The 18,705-nt window shown below is 72.3% G+C and carries 14 protein-coding genes; 8 read left to right on the forward strand and 6 right to left on the reverse strand.

The genetic code is table 11. The features are described from left to right. Window positions 1–35: 35 nt before the first annotated feature. Window positions 36–1,244 (reverse strand): mannose-6-phosphate isomerase, class I, encoded by a 1,209-nt coding sequence (gene manA / locus ABC270_RS12830; RefSeq protein ID WP_412881146.1) that lies wholly within the window; start codon window positions 1,242–1,244, stop codon window positions 36–38. Window positions 1,245–1,286: 42 nt separating this feature from the next. On the opposite strand from manA, the gene ABC270_RS12835 reads away from it, so the two are divergent. Further along, window positions 1,287–2,672: an O-antigen ligase family protein gene (locus ABC270_RS12835; protein ID WP_412881147.1), complete on the forward strand. Its 1,386-nt coding sequence runs from the start codon at window positions 1,287–1,289 to the stop codon at window positions 2,670–2,672. A 67-nt stretch (window positions 2,673–2,739) separates the two neighbouring features. Here ABC270_RS12835 and ABC270_RS12840 read toward each other — a convergent pair whose 3' ends face one another. Then, window positions 2,740–4,110: a hypothetical protein gene (locus ABC270_RS12840; protein WP_412881148.1), complete on the reverse strand. Its 1,371-nt coding sequence runs from the start codon at window positions 4,108–4,110 to the stop codon at window positions 2,740–2,742. Window positions 4,111–4,202: 92 nt separating this feature from the next. On the opposite strand from ABC270_RS12840, the gene ABC270_RS12845 reads away from it, so the two are divergent. After that, entirely contained in the window at window positions 4,203–5,504 is a 1,302-nt protein-coding gene (locus ABC270_RS12845) for an O-antigen ligase family protein (RefSeq protein WP_412881149.1), read from the forward strand. A gap of 136 nt (window positions 5,505–5,640) precedes the next feature. On the opposite strand, the gene ABC270_RS12850 is transcribed toward ABC270_RS12845, so the two are convergent. Together ABC270_RS12850 and ABC270_RS12855 are read right to left on the reverse strand one after the other, a co-directional pair. After that, entirely contained in the window at window positions 5,641–6,381 is a 741-nt protein-coding gene (locus ABC270_RS12850) for a polyprenol monophosphomannose synthase (RefSeq protein WP_412881150.1), read from the reverse strand. Next, on the reverse strand, window positions 6,378–8,867 hold the full coding sequence (locus ABC270_RS12855) for a glycosyltransferase (protein ID WP_412881151.1): 2,490 nt from the start codon (window positions 8,865–8,867) through the stop codon (window positions 6,378–6,380). Before ABC270_RS12855 ends, ABC270_RS12850 begins: the two co-directional genes overlap by 4 nt. A gap of 141 nt (window positions 8,868–9,008) precedes the next feature. On the opposite strand from ABC270_RS12855, the gene ABC270_RS12860 reads away from it, so the two are divergent. After that, window positions 9,009–10,295: a glycosyltransferase family protein gene (locus tag ABC270_RS12860; protein ID WP_412881152.1), complete on the forward strand. Its 1,287-nt coding sequence runs from the start codon at window positions 9,009–9,011 to the stop codon at window positions 10,293–10,295. 107 nt (window positions 10,296–10,402) lie between these two features. On the opposite strand, the gene ABC270_RS12865 is transcribed toward ABC270_RS12860, so the two are convergent. Both ABC270_RS12865 and ABC270_RS12870 read right to left on the reverse strand, forming a co-directional pair. Continuing rightward, complete coding sequence (locus tag ABC270_RS12865) at window positions 10,403–12,568, reverse strand: hypothetical protein (protein ID WP_412881153.1); 2,166 nt, start codon at window positions 12,566–12,568, stop codon at window positions 10,403–10,405. Beyond that, window positions 12,568–13,182, reverse strand: a complete 615-nt coding sequence (locus ABC270_RS12870; RefSeq protein WP_412881154.1) for a hypothetical protein — start codon at window positions 13,180–13,182, stop codon at window positions 12,568–12,570. The genes ABC270_RS12865 and ABC270_RS12870 overlap by 1 nt, the downstream gene beginning before the upstream one ends. Before the next feature lie 227 nt (window positions 13,183–13,409). Here ABC270_RS12870 and ABC270_RS12875 point away from each other — a divergent pair, with 227 nt between their 5' ends. From ABC270_RS12875 to ABC270_RS12895, 5 genes are read left to right on the forward strand one after another with little or no spacing between them, the layout of a single operon-like run. Continuing rightward, entirely contained in the window at window positions 13,410–14,312 is a 903-nt protein-coding gene (locus tag ABC270_RS12875) for an ABC transporter permease (RefSeq protein ID WP_412881155.1), read from the forward strand. Between the two features lie 3 nt (window positions 14,313–14,315). Beyond that, a complete protein-coding gene (locus ABC270_RS12880) occupies window positions 14,316–15,542 on the forward strand; it encodes an ABC transporter ATP-binding protein (protein ID WP_412881156.1) in 1,227 nt (408 codons plus the stop codon). 2 nt (window positions 15,543–15,544) lie between these two features. After that, window positions 15,545–16,594: a glycosyltransferase family 2 protein gene (locus tag ABC270_RS12885; protein ID WP_412881157.1), complete on the forward strand. Its 1,050-nt coding sequence runs from the start codon at window positions 15,545–15,547 to the stop codon at window positions 16,592–16,594. Window positions 16,595–16,653: 59 nt separating this feature from the next. Further along, the gene (locus tag ABC270_RS12890) at window positions 16,654–17,829 is read left to right on the forward strand and encodes a glycosyltransferase family 4 protein (protein ID WP_412881158.1); all 1,176 of its coding nucleotides are present in this window, start codon (window positions 16,654–16,656) and stop codon (window positions 17,827–17,829) included. 14 nt (window positions 17,830–17,843) lie between these two features. Continuing rightward, window positions 17,844–18,689, forward strand: a complete 846-nt coding sequence (locus ABC270_RS12895; protein WP_412881159.1) for a glycosyltransferase family 2 protein — start codon at window positions 17,844–17,846, stop codon at window positions 18,687–18,689. Window positions 18,690–18,705: the final 16 nt, after the last annotated feature.

The following is an 18,705-nucleotide window of genomic DNA, read 5'->3' on the forward strand; positions in this document are numbered from 1 at the left end:
CCAGGGTGTCCCCCAGCGGCGTCAGTCGTGCGTGTTCACGCACCCGTCGCGATGAACACCGTCGACGTCAGGCCCGACGCGGCGTCGGCCTCGACCCTGACGTCGCCCTCGTCCGGCGTGACGTAGCAGGCCTCGCCCCGGCGGAGCAGGGTCGCGCTGGTCGCACCGACGAGCGTCACCACGCCCTCCGTGCAGATCGCGATCGAGGGGCCGTCCAACGGCGCGACACCGCCGGTGCTGAGCCCGACCGGCCCGCCGTCGCCCGTGACCCGCACGAGCGCGAAGCCGACGCCGTCGGGGGCGAAGCGGTCGACGCCCGGTGCGAGGTGCTCCGGCTCGAGGACCGGCGCCGGGTACGCGGTGAAGTCGAGGACGTGCAGGAGCTCCGGCACGTCCACGTGCTTGGGCGTCAGCCCCCCGCGGAGGACGTTGTCGGACGGCGCCATGAGCTCGATGCCGAGTCCGTCGAGGTAGGCGTGGATGTTGCCGGCGGGCAGGTACATCGACTCGCCCGCCCGGAGCGTCACCCGGTGCATGAGGAGCGACACGACGATGCCGGGGTCCCCCGGGTAGGCCGCCGCGAGGTCGCGGACCGTGCGGATGTTCGGCCCCGCCTCGTCGTCCGGGACGGCCGCCGCGAGGTCGCTCGCCGCCTGCACGACGGCGAGCGCGCCCTCGTCGGCGGTCTCGAGCCAGCGGACGGTGTCCTCGAGGCCCTGCCCGAGGTGTGCGACGAGCGGGCCCAGACGGCCGGAACCGGCGTCGAGCCGCTCGACGTCGGCCGCCGTCTCGGCCACCGGGCGGAAGCCGCTCAGGGCCTCGAAGCGCTCGCTCAGCGCGACGACGAGCTCGGGCTTCGGGAACGGGTCCTTGTAGTTCCGGGCCGGGTCGTCGACGGGGACACCCGCGGCTTCCTCGCGGTCGAAGCCCTCGCGCGCCTGCTCCGGGGTCGGGTGCGCCTGCAGCGAGAGCGGTGCTGCCGCGGCGAGCACCTTGAGGAGGAACGGCAGGCCGGTGCGCCCCGCGCCGAGGGCGTCCTCGGGCTCCGCGCCGATCCAGTCGAGCAGGGTGTCGGCTCCCCCGACCATCGCCGGGTTCACCACGACGCTCGGGCTGCCCGGGTGGGCACCCAGCCAGAGCTCGGCCTGGGGTGCGCCGGTGACCGTGCGGCCCAGGAGCTCGGGGATCGCGGTGACGGACCCCCACGCGTAGTCACGCGGGGTGTTGGTGATGCCGAGGAACATGCGGCGAGCCTACCGGCGGGCGCGCGACGGTACCCTGACGTCGTGACGAACACGTGGCCGGTGGCTCGAGGGACGGTTCCGGAGCGGGAGGCGTTCGCGTTCGCGAGCACCCTGCTCGGTGTGGTGTTCGCCGGCGACGCGGTACCGAACACCCTCACCTGGGTCGGCGCGGGTGTCCTCTGGGCGGTCGTCGCCTCGTGGGGCGTCACGATCCTCGTCCGCGCGCGGCCCCCACTCACCAGGACGCCGCGGTCGCTGTGGTTCTTCCTCGCCTGGTGCCTCGTGTCGCTGGCCTGGTCCCACTGGCGGTACGCGACCCTGCCGAGCATCGTGGTCCAGGTCATCTGCGCCGCGGTGGCGTTCGCGGTCGCCTCGACGCTGACCTGGCGCCGCATCCTGGACGCCACGAGCCTCGCGATGCGCTGGGTCCTCGCGTTGTCCCTGGTGTTCGAGGCGTTCGTCGCGATCGTCCTGCGACACCCGATCGCTCCGGCGTGGACGGACTACGGCGACGCGAAGATCCCGGACGCCTTCTACTTCTCGCGCGCCGAGCTGTTCACGGGTGGCCGGATCCAGGGGCTGCCGGGCAACGCGAACCTCCTGGCGATGGTGGCCCTGCTCGCGGCGGTCGCCGTCGGGGTGCAGCTCGCCGAGGGGCGCATCCGACGGGCACGGGCGATCGGTTGGCTGGTCGTCGCCGCCGTCGTGTTCCTCCTCACCCGCTCGTCCACGGTCGCCGCAGCCGCGGTCGTCGTCGCGCTCGTGCTCGTCGTGGCGCTCTGGATCCGCCGGACACCCACAGAGCGCCGCACACCGCGGTACCTGGTCATCGCGGCGGTCGCCCTGGTGCTCGCCGTGGTCGCCGTCGCCTCGCGCGGGACGGTGTCGGAGCTGCTCGGCAAGGGCTCGGACGCGACGGGTCGTGGTGAGATCTGGGCGAAGGTGCTCGGTCTCGTCGACCAGCACCCGGTCGTCGGCTGGGGGTGGATCGGCTACTGGTGGCCGAGCATCCCGACCCTCGCCGACCTCGCGCACCGCAAGGGCGTGACCTACCTGCAGGCGCACGACGCGTACCTCGACGTCTGGATGCAGACGGGGATCATCGGCCTCCTCCTGTTCGCGATCTACGCCCTGACGACCCTGCACCGCGGGTGGGCCGGCGCGACGCGGATCGGCTACGACGCGCGTCTCGAGCAGCGTCCGTTCGACCCCGTGACGCTCTTCCCGCTCCTCGTCGTCGTCGCGCTGCTCGTGCAGTCCGTCGCCGAGTCGCGGCTGCTGTACCAGGGGAACTGGATCCTCTTCGCGCTCCTCGCGATCAAGTCGCGCATCGTGCTCGTGGGTGACGAGCCGGCCTCGACCGGCGACGGCCCCCGCACCCCGCCCGCGCGGCGTGCGTTCCGCCGTGTGCCGGCGGAGCGCGCCTGACCGGTCCGGCCACCGCCGGCCCCGGTCCCCGGCGACGCGGCGGCCCCGCAGATCCCGCGGGGTTCCGTCAGCGCAACCGCTCGCAGGGCACGGACGCGCCCCACGGCGCCGTCCGGACGCGCGCCACGTCCAGGTCGGGGTCCGCTCGGCAGGCGGCCGCCGCCGCGGGGAGCTGGGGTGCCCACTCCGGACCGGCGGCGCGACGAGAAGCGGGCGGCGCGTGGTCGAGGAGCTGCGGCGCGGTCCCGACGACCGCGGAGGTCACGACCACCGCGACCGCGCACCAGCCGACGGCCGCGCCGAGGAGCCGAGCCGTGCCTCCCGGCCGTGCGCCGCTGCGGATGCCGACGCGCTCGCCCGCCCAGGTGACGAGCACGCCGGCCGCGGTGGCGAGGGCGGAGAGCAGCAGCAGGCCGCTGGCCGCCGCGTAGCGGAGCGGACGCGCCTGGGCGAGCGCCGGCGTCGGGTCCGCCCACGGCGAGTCGACGCCGTTCGCGTACAGCGCCGCGACCCACACCAGGAACGACGCGGCGGCGAGGGCGACCACGATCCACCGCCCGCGGGCGGGCCCGACGACGACCGCCGCGACGAGCAGCGCAAGGATGACGAGCGCCGGCACCACGGCGACCCACCAGCCGTGCTCGAGCACCGACCGGACCACGTCGACGGCGCCGGGCCGGTACAACCCGCCGACGGGTTGGAGGAACCAGCCCGCCACGACGTCGCGGGGCCGTGGCGTCGCCGCTGCCGGCGTCCTCGGGGTGGACAGCGCGACGACCACCTGCGTCGCCGCGCCGACGAGCGCCACCACGGTGACGGGCAGCGCGAGCAGGTCCCTCCGTCCTCCGCGCCCGTCCGCGCGCGGGAACCACGCGAGGAGCAGGAGCGGCAGGAACAGGACCGTCTGCGGCTCGGTGAGCGTGACCGCGGCGGCGACGGCGGCGAGCCCGGCCGCCGACCACCATCGCCGCACCCGGTACGCGAAGACCCAGGGAGCGAGGGCGAGCAGGAACCAGTGCAGGTTCGCGGCGTTCCCGGCGATCTCGTACGGCGCCAATGGCAGGACCGCCGGGACCGCCGCGAGGAGCACCCGGAGCGGCCAGGGGCCGACGACCTGCCGGGCGAGCACGAACACGAGGGCGGCCGCCAGACCGACGACGCAGCAGGACCCGAGCGACAGGGCGATCGCGTACCGCTCGACGGGCAGTGCCCACGCGACGTCGACGACCAGGCGCGGGACGACGTGGAGGTAGCCGGCGTAGGGCTGCAGCAGGTCCCACGGCCCGTTCGCGACCCGCTCGCGGAGGAACACGCCGCCGTCCTCCGCCCACACGGTCCGCGCGGCCACCGGTCCGAGCCGCGACCAGCCGACGACGGCGACGAGGAGGCCCACGACCAGCGCGCCGACGGCGGTCCGGAGCAGGTCCCAGCGCAGCACGGCGAGATCGTATCGTCGATATCGCGTTTCGTGGATGACGACCGGCCGTCGGGTGGCACCTGGACGTCACCGCGGTGCGCGAAGATGGACGGGTGACGGACAGCCGGGTGACGAGACGCGTGCAGGCGCGCCGGTACCTCTCGGCCTGGATCGGGTTCTCGGCGGGCGGGCGGTTCAGCCAGGCACTCGCGACCGTGATCGTCCTCTTCGCGTTCGGCGAGCCCACCGTCACCGCGCTCGTCGGTGGCGCGGGCACCTGGGCTGTGCTGGTCACCCTCGTGGTGCTCGCCGGCCTCAGCCTGCTCGGGCAGCGGTACCGGATCGAGTGGCACGGCGTGCTCCCCCTGTCGCTGCTCGCGTTCGTCGGGTACTGCGCGCTGAGCGTCCTCTGGAGCCAGTACTCGTGGGTCGCCCTGCGCGGGCTGACGGCCACGGTCTGCTTCGTCGGACTGGGTCTGTACCTCGCCCTCGGACGCGACCTGGTGCAGGTCATCCGTGCCTCCGGCGACGCGTTCCGGATCCTGCTCGTCGTCGCCCTCGGCCTCGAGGTCCTCTCCGGCCTCGTGCTCGACGTCCCGTTCCCGGCCTTCGACATCCGCGGGGACATCGCGTACGGCGGGCCCATCCAGGGCATCGGTGGCACGCGCAACTTCATGGGCTTCATCGCGGCGATGGCCCTCGTGACCTTCGTCGTCGAGTTCCTCACCCGGTCGGTGACCGTCTGGCGCGCCGTCGCGTCGACCGCCCTCGCCGTGATCGCCCTCATGCTGGTGCAGTCCCCGATCACCGGGCTCGCCATGATCGCCCTCGCCGTGACCGCACTCGCGCTCTGGGCCCTGCGGCACGCGCGGCCGACCGCCAGGCCCGTCGTGAACGCGGTCCTCGGCGCCGCGGTCCTCGCGATGACCGTGGTCGGGGTGATCGCTCGGCACCGCGTGCTCGCCGAGATCGGTGCCGCCGGCGGGACGGCGACCAGGCTCGACCTCTGGGCGCAGATCCGGTCGCTCACGACGCAGTACCCGATCCAGGGCTGGGGCTGGGTGGGCACGTGGCCGCAGGAAGCCGTCGTCCCCTACGTCACGTTCATCGACCCGGCGGGCGAGCGCTTCACCTCCGCACTCAACGCGTTCGTGGACGCGTGGCTGCAGATCGGCCTCGCGGGGACGATCCTGCTCGGCATCACCGCCGTGCTCGCCTTCGCCCGGGCCTGGGTGACCGCGACGACCTTCCCGGGGGTGGCCTACGTCTGGCCGGCGGCGGTCCTCGTCCTGCTCGCCGTCACGAGCACCGCGGAGAGCTACCTCCTGCACGGAGCCGGGCTGATGGTCTTCGTCACCGTGCTGGTGGTCGCGGCGCGGCGCCGCTCGTGGCGGCGGCACCTGCCGCGCGTCTGAGCGCCGGGTCGGCGGGGGTCGGCCTGGAGGCACGGCCCGGCTGCCTCCCGCCCGTCGCGGCCCGGTGGGTGGTGCGTCGGACGCGGAGCGCGACCCCCGGTCGCGTCAGCGGGTCGTCGTCAGGAGCACCGTACGGTCAGCGACGACGGCCGAAGCGGCGCTGCAGGCCCCACTGGGTCACGCGGAGCATCGCCTCGACCACGATGCCGCCGCTCATCTTCGAGACGCCGTGGATCCGGTCGCGGAAGCGGATCGGCACCTCGACGATGCGGCCGCCCTGCGCGTCGACACGCAGGGTCATGTCGACCTGGAAGCAGTAGCCCTTCGAGTCGATCGTGTCGAGGTCCATCGCCGCGATCGCACTCGCGCGGTACACGCGGAAACCGGCCGTGACGTCGTGCACGGCGATCCCGAGCATGATCCGCGCGTAGGTGTTCGCCCCGCGGCTGAGGACCTCGCGGCGGAGCGGCCAGTCGACCACCGACCCGCCCGCGACCCAACGGGACCCGATCGCGAGGAGCACGTCGTCGTCCCGCTGCACGGCGTCGATCATCGCGGGGAGGCGGTCGGCCGGGTGCGAGCCGTCGGCGTCCATCTCCACGAGCAGCGGGTAGCCGCGCTCGAGCCCCCAGCGGAAGCCCGCGACGTACGCGGTGCCGAGGCCGAGCTTGCCGGACCGTTGCAACAGGTGGACACGGTCGTCCTCGGCGGCCATGGCCCGCACGATGTCCCCCGTTCCGTCGGGGCTGCCGTCGTCGACGACGAGCAGGTGCGCGGTGGGCACCTGGCCGAGGATCGCGTCGGCGATCGCGCGGATGTTCTCCGCCTCGTCGTACGTCGGGACGACGACCAGGGCGGTGGCGTCGGCGGCGCTCATCGGTTCTGCAGCCGGCGCTTGATCTTCCCCGCGACGCTCCTGGGGCCCTCGGTGCGGAAGTAGTGCACCGCGCGACCGAGGTCGTGCCGCACGCCGTAGAGCTTCTTGCGCTCCGGCACACGCACCCGCATCTCGTGCGGTGCGAGGGCCGCGCCGGTGTCACGGACGGACTTGTCCGCCGCGCGGATCGGGTTCCGGCAGAACTCCACGAGCGGTGCGAGCACGTTCTCCCACGTGAACTGCTCGCGCACCCGGTCGACGTTGCCGATGAACTCCGCGCGGGCCTTCTTGTCGAAGAGCGCGGTCCGGAGGGCGTCGGCGAGCCCGGTCACGTCCTGCTCGTGCACCGCGATGCCGAGCTTCTCCGCCGCCACGAGGTCGCCGAACGAGTCGCCGGCCGTCGTCACGATCGGCAGGCGCGCCCAGAGGTAGTCGAGGATGCGGGTCCGGAACGAGAACGTGGTCTCGAGGTGCTCGTAGTGCGTGGAGACACCCGCGTCGGCCTCGAGCAGGTACGCGCCGCGCTCGTCGTACGGGATCCAGGTCTCGTTGAAGAAGACGTGCTTGCCCGTGAGTCCGAGCGCGTCGGCCTCGGCACGGACCTTCGCGACGATGTCCATCTCCGGCACGTCCGGGTTGGGGTGCTGGACGCCCATGAAGAGGAGCTTCACGCTCGGCTTCTCCGCCGCGAGCTGCCCGATCGCTCGGACGAGCGTGATGGGGTCGAACCAGTCGTAGATGCCGCCGCCCCAGACGACGAGCTTGTCGTTCTTGCCGATGCCCGGCACGACGCCCTTGACGCGCTGCACGTCGTGCGTGGGCGGCGTCGACGACAGCCCGAACGGCACGACGCCGATGAGCGAGCGCAGGTCGGGGTCGCGCGAGTACGTGCGGGCGTTCACGCGGCCGGAACCGGCGAGCTGGCCGAGCCAGAACATCCGCTGTCGCTCGGACGCGCAGATGAAGTAGTCGCCGAGCTCGAGCTGGTGGTTGAGGGTGTCGGACGCGTCGAGGATCTGGCGGTTCCACTGGTCCACGTCGTCGCTGCGGCCCTGCTCGAGCTGCTCGAGGTGCAGCGGGTCGTAGACGTCGACGACGAGGATCTTCCGCGTCGACTCGAGGACGGGGAACAGGCGGAGCGCGTGGCCCTGCACGATGATGACGTCGGCCCACGCCTCGTGCTCGACCATCTGGCGCGGGTGACGGTGCGGGACCGTGACGACCTCGTACGACGGGTCGATCTGCTCCGAACGCGTCAGGCTGACCACACGGACGTCGTGCTCCTTGGCGAGCTCCTTCGCCATGTGGGTCGCACGGATCGCGGGCCCCGCCATCTTCTCGCCGATCGCGTCACCGGTGATGATGAGCACGCGGCGACGCGTGCCGACCTCGAGCACGCCGAGCGAGTGCACGATCTTGTCGTACCCCGCGAGGTAGTTCTCGATCGGGTAGGCGGGCTCGTCCCGGTTGCCGAACAGTCGGAGCAGTTCGCGGTCGCTGCGGACACGCGTCGCCTGGATCTGCCGCCGCGACTCGGTCATCGACGGCAGCTGTTCGACGAACTGGTCGACGCCGTAGATGCCCGCCATGCTCGTCTTCGGCACCGGGATCGTCGGGATGCTGTCGTCGCCGGGGTTGCGCAGGTCGAGTTCGGTCGAGTCGAGTTCGCCGCGCCCGACCGCTCGGCGCACCGCGAGGGCGAGGGACCCGGGCAGCGCCGCCGCGAGCTGCTCGTCCCCGAGGTTCTTGTAGAGCGTGAAGAGGGCGTTCCGCTCGAGCAGGTACGTCTCGCGGAAGTCTCCGAACTTGTTCATGGAGGCGTGGTGCTTGTGGAACGCCACGGACTTCGGCTGGTACCGGAAGCGCCACCCGAGCAGGTTCAGGCGCCACCCGAGGTCGACGTCCTCGTAGAACATGAAGTAGCGGTCGTCGAACCCGCCGAGCTGCTCGAAGAGCTCGGCCCGGATGAACATCGCGGCGCCGGTACCGAAGAGGACGTCGGTCTCGCTCTCCCACCGACCGGTGTCGGGCGACCCGGCGAAGGGCTTGTAGCCCATGCCGTACCAGGTCATCGCGGCCTCGGTGAAGTCGACGTTGACGCCCTCCCAGTCGAGGACCTTCGACGCCACGGCGCCGATGTCCGCGCCCGAGGCGAACGTGGCCATCGCCTCGCGCACCCAGCCGGCGTCGGGACGGGCGTCGTTGTTGAGGAACGCCACGACCTCGCCGGAGGACTTCGCGACACCGAGGTTGCAGCCACCCGTGAAGCCGAGGTTGGCGTTCGCGTCGACGAGGGTGAAGTCGAGGTCCGACGCCTTGAGGCGGCCGAGGTGCTCCGGACCGGACCCGTTCTCGACGACGATGACCTCGAGCTTGTCCTGCGGCCAGTCCTGCTTCCGCAGCTCCGCGATGCTCGTGAGGGTGTCGTCCGTGCCCTTGTAGTTGACCAGGACGACGGAGACGACTCCGGCCTTGCGCTCGCTCACGCGGTTTCCTCCAGCTGCTCGCACGCACCGAGGCGTGCTCATGTCAACGACAGCTCGGGGCTGCCGACGGCCGAGGACACCCTACAAGGCCGACCGTGGCGATCGCCGAGGTCGCGCCGCCGGTCGGGCACAATGTCTGGGGTGACGACGCACCCCATCCCCGCCGCCCCCGCCCGTTCCCCGCTCGAGGCCGAGTACGCCGCGATCGCGGCCGGTGCGCACGCCGAGGGACCGCGCGGCACCGTCCGGTTCGCGGTGTCGACCGCCGACGTGACCGAGGGCAAGGGTGACCTCTACGTGGCCCTCGGACTCGCGCGGGCGCTCCGTGCCGACGGCTGGGGCGTCGCGCTCTGGCCCGTCGAGCGGTGGACCGAGGAGGTCCCCGAGGGCACCGCCGTGCTCGTCAGCATGATCGAGTCCTTCGTGCCCGGGCTCGTCCCGGCGAGCACGGCGCTCGTCGCCTGGGTCCGCAACTGGACGGCGCAGTGGGCCGCACTCCCCTACCTCGACGAGTTCGACGTGGTGTGGACCTCCTCGGCGATCGCCCGGGACGCCGTCGCGGCGCACCGGACCGGTCCGGTCGAGGTCGTGCCGATCGCCGCCGACGTCGACCTCTTCAGCGTCGGCGACGAGTCCGTGCGGAGCGACCGCGCCGTCACCACGGTCAACTTCTGGGGCGTGCGTCGCCGCGCGCAGGACGTGCTCGAGGCCGTGCGGCCGGCGGAGCCCGTCGTCTGGTTCGCGGCGAACGCCGACCTGCTGACGCCCGCTCCCGGGGTCGAACTCCGGCCGGCGGTGTCCTACTTCGCCCTGCCGGAGGTCTACCGGGCGGCCGCGTTCGTCGTGGACGACGTCATCGCGCCCGCCGCCGAGTACGGGACGCTCAACTCCCGACTGTTCGAGTCGCTCGCGGCGGGCGCGCTGCCCGTCACGGACTGCGTGCGCGGGCTCGACGAACTCGGACTCGCGGACGTGCCGGTGTACGAGGACGCACCGACGCTCGAAGCCGCACTCGCGATGCCCGCGGACCAGCGCCGGTCGCTCGTGGAGCGGCTCCGCGCGGTCGTGCTCGAGCGGCACACCTTCGCCGCGCGTGCCGCACAGGTCGGACCGGGCCTCGACGCCGCCGTGTCGGTCGCCCGCGGACGACGGGGACCGCGGTCGGCGATGCTCCGCTGGATCACGGCGCTCCGGGAGGAGCTCCGTGCGACCGCGGTCGAGCGCGACGTGCACCGTGCCGGGGTCGAGGACATCAACCGCCGTCTGATCGTCTCGGAGAACGCGATCGCCGGCTTCGACGCCGCCCGACGCTCGGCCGAGGCGGAGCGAGACGCGATCGCGGTCCGCTACGACGCGCTGACCCGGTCCCTCGAGTACCGCCTGCTGCACGGGGCGGGCCGGGTCGCGCGGAGCGCGCTCCGGCGCTGACGCGACACGACGCGACGAACGCGACGCGACGCGACGGACACGACGACGCAACGGACGGGAGGCGCGCTGCCCGCTGGCACCGCGCCTCCCGTCCGCCACCGCGGCCGTCAGGAGACGGTCGCGGTCTTGCTCCCCACCTGCTTCCAGGCGCCGCTCGGCAGGTCCCGGAACCACAGGGCGACGGTGTGCCGACCGGCCTTCTGCCCGGTGAGGGTCACCGACAGCCCGACGTCCGACCCGTACCCGGGGTGCGCACGCTCGACGTCCTTGCGGGTGCCGGACGCGAGGGCGGTGTGCACCGTCTTCCCGTCGACGTCGATGCGGTACGTCACCGGGTTCACCGTGTCGGGGTCGATCGCCCAGCCGGACACCGTGATGGTGCCCTTCCCGCCGCGGGCGACGTCGTACGCGCCGTAGACCGGTCCGGTCTTGCCCGTGGCCCCGGCCACCGCCGGCACCGTCACGGCCTTCGACCCGACCGCGACCCACTTGCCGCTCGGCCGGTCCATCGCCTGCAGGGCGACGGTGTGCTTCCCCGCCGCGACGCCGGTCAGCTTGGCCTGGATGCCGACGTTCGGCCCCCAGCCCGGGTACACCTTCTCGACGTCGGCACGGCGGCCGTTCGCGGTGCCGGTCTGCGTGACCTTGCCGTCGACGAGGATCCGGAAGGGCACCCGGTCGTAGACGTCGGGGTCGAACGCCCAGCCCTTGACCGTGACCTGTCCGACGGCGGGCGTGGCCTGGTCGAGCCGGGCCTTCACCGTGCCGGTCTTCCCCGTGGGTCCGGTCGTCGGCATCGTCACGGTCGCGGTCTTCGTGGCGACCTTCTTCCAGCTGGTGCCGGGCTTGTCCTGCGTCCACAGCGTCACGACACGGGACCCCGGCGTGACGTTCTTCACGGTGGTGGAGAAGCCGACGGTGGACCCGACGCCCGGGTAGACCTTCGCGACGTCGTTCCGGACCACGTTCGCGGTCGCGTCCACCACCCGCGTCCCGTCGACCTGCACGCGGTACGGGGCCGGCTTCGAGGAGTCGGGGTCGAGCACCCACCCGCTGAGCGCGATCGTCCCGGTCCCGCCCTTCGCGGTGTCGAGGACACCCTTCGGCGGTGCGCTGGTGACCGAGAACGGCGTGCAGCCGAGCATGGTGTTCGACCCGGCGCCCTGGTTGATCGCGTAGACGCAGACCGAGTGCGAGCCCTGGGCCATGCCGGTCAGGGTCGTCGAGAACCCGTGCTTCGTGTTGCCCGCGCCGAGGGAGCCGGCGAGGTCGGACCGTGCGATGTCGCCGGTGACCGTGCGCATGCCCTTGCCGTCCACGTAGAACGCCACGCGGATCCCCTTGGTCAGCACGTCGGGGTCGACGGCCCAGCCGGCGATCGTGACCGAGGTCGACGAGACCGTCACCGAGTCGACGTTGCCGTACGGCGACGAACCGCCCGTGGGCGAGCCGAACCAGTCGGTGTACATGCGCCAGAAGTTCCGGTTGCCGTAGGCGGAGCAGCTGTCCCCGGAGCCGTAGAGGTTGTTCATCGCGGCGGCGTTGGGCGTGTACGGCGTGTAGATGTACAGCCCGGCCGTCGCCTGGTTCTGGATGTAGACCGTCTTGCGACCGCACGCGGCGTTCGGGTTGAGGAGGATCGAGTTGTTCCGCCCGGCCTGGTACGCCCAGTACGTCGGCGACGCCTGGTACCGCTTGAACTGCAGCGCCGCGGCGTAGACCTGCTGCGCGAACCCGCGGTAGGCCGGGTCGCACGGTGCGGTGTCCGGGCACGCGAAGCCCGTGGCGTGCTGGTACATCCAGTTCGTCGGCGCCGTCGTCGCGACGATGCCCTGCTCCTTCTGCAGCAGGACGAGGAGGGCCTTCTGGCTGATGCCGCACGCCGCACCGACCTGCGCGATGATCGTCGCCCCGCTCTTCGTCCCGCCGGCGATCGCGGCACAGCGTCCGGCGACCGCCTTGATCGCGGGGACGTTCTGCGTGAAGTCCTTGAGGCACTTCGGTCCCCCGGACTGCTGCCGGCAGCTCGGGGCGACGCTGTTCAGGAACGACTGGACGCCGGACGCGGACATCGCGGAGCCGTTGTAGAAGTTCGCGTCCGAGATGATGTTGCCCGGGTCGAACGCGCTCGCGGTCGCGGCGGACGCGGTCTCGGTCGTGGTCTGCTCGGCGAGCACGGTGCCGAACGTGAGTCCGGTCACGGCCACCGCGAGCGCGGCGACCATCGCGAGCGAGGTCCGCAGGGGACGTCGGCGGGGTCGGGTGGTCTGCATCACGGCACCTCCGCCGTCATCGGGTCGGACGTGGTCGACTTCGACCCGACCGAGTACTGGAGTGTGATCGACCAGGTGCCCGAGGACACCTTCGCGGCCGGGAAGGACACCTGCGCGCAGTTGACCGCGCTCGGGCTGGACTGTGCGGAGCTCGTGGCGGTGCGGGTCGTGCCGCCCTTCGTGGCGGTGAACGTGCACGTGCCCGAGGCGTTCGTCGAGCCGGAGACGAGGCCGCCGGCCTGCAGCGTCCGGCTGCCGGCGTCCCAGCCGGCGAACGTGACGACCGCGGTCGCCGGGAAGTCGGCCGGATCGGTGTCGGGCTGCGCGGTCTCGCCCGAGCCCGGGAACGCGCCGGGGGTGTCGTCGTCGGACGCGCCGCCGTCGGACGAGCCGGAGTCCCCGCCGGCGACGGACGTCGCGTCGTCCGTCGGGACCGCGGAGGCGCTGCCGTCGGCCGCGGGAACGGTCGCCGTCGGGCTCGACGACGTGGTCGCCGAGGCCGAGCGGGTCGCGGAGGGAGCCGGGTCGCCGTCGCCGGCGGAACACCCGGCCACGAGGAGACTGAGCGCGCCGACCACCGCGAACGCAGCGATCGGCCGTGGAGCGAAGAGCATGCTGACGGGCCGTCCTGTGGATGTTGACAAGGGTCCGGGTTGCACTCACGGTAACCCGAAAGTGAAGGTTGAGGGTTGTATCGGGCCGATATCACCCCCGCACGGGGTGCACGACAGTCGTCGTGCAGTCCACGGCGCGCACGGTCCGGGCCCCCTGCCGCTCCAGCCGGTCCGGGAGGGGCGCCGAGTATGCTGTCCCGGTCCTGCCCCCACGAACGAAGAGACGAATGGTCGATCACAACCGCATGGCTGCGCTCGCGCAGGAGCCCCTCGTCGTGGTCGGTGCTCCGACGAGCGCGATCCGAGGGACCTGGCGCGAGCTGCGTGACGTCTTCCGGCAGCGCGAGATGCTCGGCATGCTCGTCCGCCGCGATCTCAAGGCCCGGTACAAGGACTCCGCGCTCGGCTTCGTGTGGACGCTCGTCCGGCCGCTGACGCAGCTCCTCATCTACTACTTCGTGATCGGCAAGGTGCTCGGTGCCGCACACGGCATCGACAACTTCGCGATCTACGTCTTCACCGGGCTCGGCGCGTACACGCTGTTCAGCGAGATCGTGGCGGGGTCGACCGGGTCGATCGTCGGCAACTCCGGCCTCATCAAGAAGGTCTACGTCCCGCGCGAGGTCTTCCCGCTCGCGAGCGTCGGGGCAGCGCTGGTCAACTACGCCATCCAGTTCGTCATCCTGCTCGTGGCCACCCTCGTGCTCGGCGCGTTCCCGTTGCACGAGGGCCTGGTCTACCTGCTGCCCTCGCTCGCCGTGATCGTCGTCTACGGTGCGGCCATCGGGCTCGTCCTCTCGGCGCTCAACGTGTACCTCCGCGACGTGCAGTTCGTGATCGACGTCGGGCTCATGGTGCTTCTGTGGGGATCACCGATCGTCTACTCCTACGCGATGGTGCTCAAGGAGCTGCACGTACCGTGGCTCCTGACGGTCTACACGAACAACCCGCTCACGCTGTCCGTCCTCGGGATGCAGAACGCCATCTGGCTGCACGACCCGGCGGACGTCGTCTACCCGGAGCACCTCATGCTCCGTCTCGGCATCGCCTTCGTCATCGGCGTCGTCTGCCTCCTCGGCGCGCAGCGGGTCTTCTCCCGGCTGCAGGGCAACTTCGCGCAGGAGCTCTAGAGCATGGCCATCAGCACGCCCGTCACCCCGTCGACGACCACCCGTCCCGCGGAGCGCCCCGACGTCATCGTCATCGACCACGTCCGCAAGCGCTTCACCGTCCGCAAGGACAACACCATCCGCGAGCGCATCGTCACGCTCGGCCGCGCCGGCCGGAAGCACCGGCAGGACTTCTGGGCGCTCGACGACGTCAGCGTCACGATCCAGGCCGGCACGACCGTCGGGCTCATCGGCCAGAACGGCTCGGGCAAGTCGACCCTGCTCAAGGCGATCGGCGGCATCATCCAGCCGACGTCCGGCACCGTCTCGCGCCGCGGTCGGCTGGCCGCGCTGCTCGAGCTCGGCGCCGGGTTCCACCCGGACCTCTCCGGCCGCGAGAACGTCTACCTCAACGCGTCCCTGCTCGGCCTGAGCCGCAAGGAGACCGAGGCACGGTTCGACGACATCCTCGCGTTCTCCGGCATCGGCGACTTCATCGACACCCAGGTGAAGTTCTACAGCTCCGGCATGTACGTCCGACTCGCGTTCGCGGTCGCCGTGCACACCGACCCGGACGTCCTGCTCGTCGACGAGGTGCTCGCGGTGGGCGACGAAGCGTTCCAGCGCAAGTGCCTGGACCGCATCCGCTCGTTCCAGGAGCAGGGCAAGACGATCATCATCGTGACGCACTCCCTCAGCCAGGTGCAGGAGATGTGCGACCGCGTCGTCCTCCTCAACAAGGGCAAGGTCCTGCACGACGGCGATGCGGTCCAGGCGGTCAGCAAGTTCCGGGACGTGCTCGAGGAGCGCCGGTCGGGCGAGCTGAGCGCCGACGTCGCGGTCGGCCGCGGCACCGTGCTCGGCGCCACCGTGACCGCCGCGGGCAAGGAGCACCGAGCACCCGTCACCCCAGGCGACGACCTCGTGGTGGACATGGAGTTCGAGCACCTCGACGGCGTGACCGACTGGGAGGCCGCGGTGCAGATCAACAACACCGCCGGTCAGGTGGTCTACGGGACGACGACCGGCATCATGGGCGTCCACCTCGAGCCGCTGCACGGTCGACGCAAGCTCCGGCTGACGATCGCCGACACGAACTTCGGCACCGGCAAGTACTTCATCAACGTCTCGATGATGGACTCCGCCGGACGGCACCTGCACGACCTGCCCGAGTGCGACTCGTTCGAGGTGCCCTCGTTCGGCGACGCCGTCGGCACCGTCTACGCGAAGCCCTCGCTCGAAGAGCTCTGAGCGTGCCCGGACCCATCGTGCCGCGCGACGGCACGCGGACCGCGGTCGTCATCGTCAACTGGGAACGTGCCGACCTGACCGAGCGTGCCGCCCGCGCCGTGCTCGACGACCCGACCGCCGACGCGCAGGTCGTGGTCGTGGACAACGGCTCCTCGGACGACTCCCTCGCGGTGCTGCGGGCGGCGTTGCCCGACGTCGTACTGGTTGCCCGCGACCGCAACGACGGCTTCGCGGCCGGCGCGAACGCTGGCATCCGGGCGACCGACGCCGACGTGGTCGTCCTCCTCAACAACGATGCCGAACCCGCACGGGGGTTCGTCGCGGCGCTCCGCGACCACCTGGCACGCGCCGCACCGGACACCGCCGCCGTGACGGGCCGCATCCTCCTCGCCGGACGCTGGTCGCGCCTCCCGGCCGACGCCGTGCCCGCACCGGACCAGCGTGTCCTGCGCGACCACGCCGGCCACCGGTGGACGCCCGCACCGGACGGCGCGGTCCGCGTCAACTCCACCGGCGTGCGCGTCGACCGCGACGGCAACGGCCGGGACCGCGACTGGTTCGCCGCCGCCGACCACCGGGCCGACGTCGACGTCTTCGGGTTCTCGGGCGGCGCGAGCGCACTCCGGCGGAGCGCCCTCGACGACGTCGGTCTGCTCGACGAATCCCTGTTCATGTACTACGAGGACACCGAGCTCGCCTGGCGGCTCCGCCGCCGCGGATGGCGGGTCGAACACGCCGCGGACGCCGTCGTCGAGCACGACCACTCCGCGTCGTCCGGCGTCCGGAGCGACCTCTTCGTCTTCCGCAACGCACGGAACCGGCTCGTCGTCGCGCTCTGGCACGCGCCGTGGTCGACGGTCGTCCGTGCGACGGTCCGCACCGCGGCGCGGGGGCTGCGCGGACTCACGTCCGCTCGGGACCGCCGGGAGGCACGGCTCGTCCTGGCAGCGCTGGTCGACGTCGCGGGGCACCTCCCCCGGCACCTGGCGCGTCGCCTGCGCGAGGACCGTCGCGCGAGCGTGCCGCGCCGGTCCGTGGACCCCGGCGCATGAGCCGCGGGCGCTATCCTGGTCGCTCCCCCGTCGACGGCCCCGGCCGGAAGGATCCTCGCGTGCCGCACACCACCGTCCTGATCGACGGGACGGCCGTACCGGCAGCGCTGGGCGGCGTCGGCCGCTACGTCGAGGGCCTCGTCGCGCACCTCGCCGTGCCGGACGTCGACCTGCACCTGGTCGTCCGGCCGGAGCACGCCGAGCACTTCACCGTCCTCGCCCCGTCCGCCACGGTGCACGCGGCCCCGCGCTGGACCGGTTCGGTGCCGCTGCGTCTGGTCTGGGAGCAGACCGGGCTGCCGTTGCTCGCCCGCCGCCTGGGCGCCGACGTGCTGCACTCGCCGCACTACACGTTCCCGGTCGCCTGGCGCGGCGGCTCGGTGGTCACGCTGCACGACGCCACCTTCTTCTCGAACCCGGAGTGGCACTCGCGCCTGAAGCGCACGTTCTTCACGTGGTGGAGCCGTCGATCGCTCCGGACCCGACCGGTCGTCGTCGTCCCGAGCACGGCGACCGCGTCCGAGGCCGCCCGCGTCGTCACCGGCATCCGCGCTGACGTCCGGGTGGCACCGCTCGGCGTCGACCGCGCCGTCTTCCACGAACCCTCGACGGCCGAGGTCGAGGACGCCCGGATCGCCGCCACGCTCCCCGAGGGAGCGCCGTGGATCGCGTTCCTCGGCACGATCGAACCGCGCAAGAACGTCACGGCGCTGCTCGACGCGTACGACGCCGTCCGGGACGCCCGCACCGCGACCGGGTCGGACACGCCGTGGCTCGTGCTCTCCGGAGCGCGGGGCTGGGACGAGTCCGCGATCGGTCGGCTCGACTCCCTGCGGGACGACGCACACGTGATCGAGGCCGGCTACCTGCCCCTCGAGGACCTCGCCGGGTTCCTCGGCGGTGCAGAGCTCGTCGTCTACCCGTCGCTCGGTGAGGGCTTCGGGCTGCCCGTGGTCGAGGCGATGGCGTCCGGCGCGTGCGTCGTCACGACCCCGCGCCTGTCGCTGCCGGAGGTCGGCGGTGACGCGGCCGTGTACACCGAGCCCGACGCCGAGGCGATCGCGACGACGATCACGGCACTCCTCGACGACCCCGACCGCGTCCGGACGCACCGCGCGGCCGCGCTCCGACGGGCCGACGACTTCACGTGGGACGCCACCGCGGCCGTCCACGTCCGGGCGTACACCGACGTGCACGCGCTGGCGACGGGCCCGCACGCGGGGGGCACCCGGTGACGGCGTCGCCGCGCGTGGCCGTCCTCACCGTCACGTACAACACGGGTGAGACCATCCGGCCGTTCCTCGCGAGCGTCGCCGGCGCCTCGACGGCGCCGGTCGCGGTGGTGATCGCCGACAACGGGTCCACCGACCTCGACGCACTCCGGGCGATCGGCGAGTCCTACGGCGCCACGGTGGTGTCCTCCGGCGGGAACCGCGGGTACGGCGGTGGCATCGACGCAGCGCTGACCGCCCTCGACGACGTCCTGCCCGACGTCCGTCCGGACTTCCTGCTCGTCACCAACCCCGACGTCGTGCTCGGCCCCGGATCGATCGACGAGCTCGTCCGCGCGGCCGACCGCCTGCCGGGCGCGGGGGCGTTCGGTCCGCGCATCCTCGACGAGCAGGGCGAGACCTACCCGTCGGCCCGACAGCTCCCGTCGCTCCGGACCGGTCTCGGCCACGCCGCGTTCTCGCGGGTGTGGCCGGCGAACCCGTGGAGTCAGCGGTACTGGTCGACGACCCAGGTCGTCGAACGCGAGGCCGGGTGGCTGTCGGGTGCGTGCTTCCTCATCCGGACGTCGCTGTTCCGGCAGCTCGGCGGCTTCGACGAGTCGTACTTCATGTACTTCGAGGACGTCGACCTCGGGCAGCGGGTCGGGCGTGCCGGGCGCTCGAACGTGTACGTGCCGTCGGCCGTCGTCACGCACACCGGGGCGCACTCGACGTCGTCGAACCGGCGCCGCATGGAGATCGAGCACCACCGCAGCGCCTACCGCTACCTGTCCCGGAAGTACCGTGCCTGGTGGTTGTGGCCGCTCCGGCTCGTCCTCCGCGCGGGGCTGTCCGTCCGGGCGCGCTGGGTCACCCGCAAGTAGGACGGGCAGCACCCGT

The sequence above is a fragment of the Curtobacterium phoenicis genome (genome assembly GCF_047238015.1).
Classification (GTDB): Bacteria; Actinomycetota; Actinomycetes; order Actinomycetales; family Microbacteriaceae; genus Curtobacterium.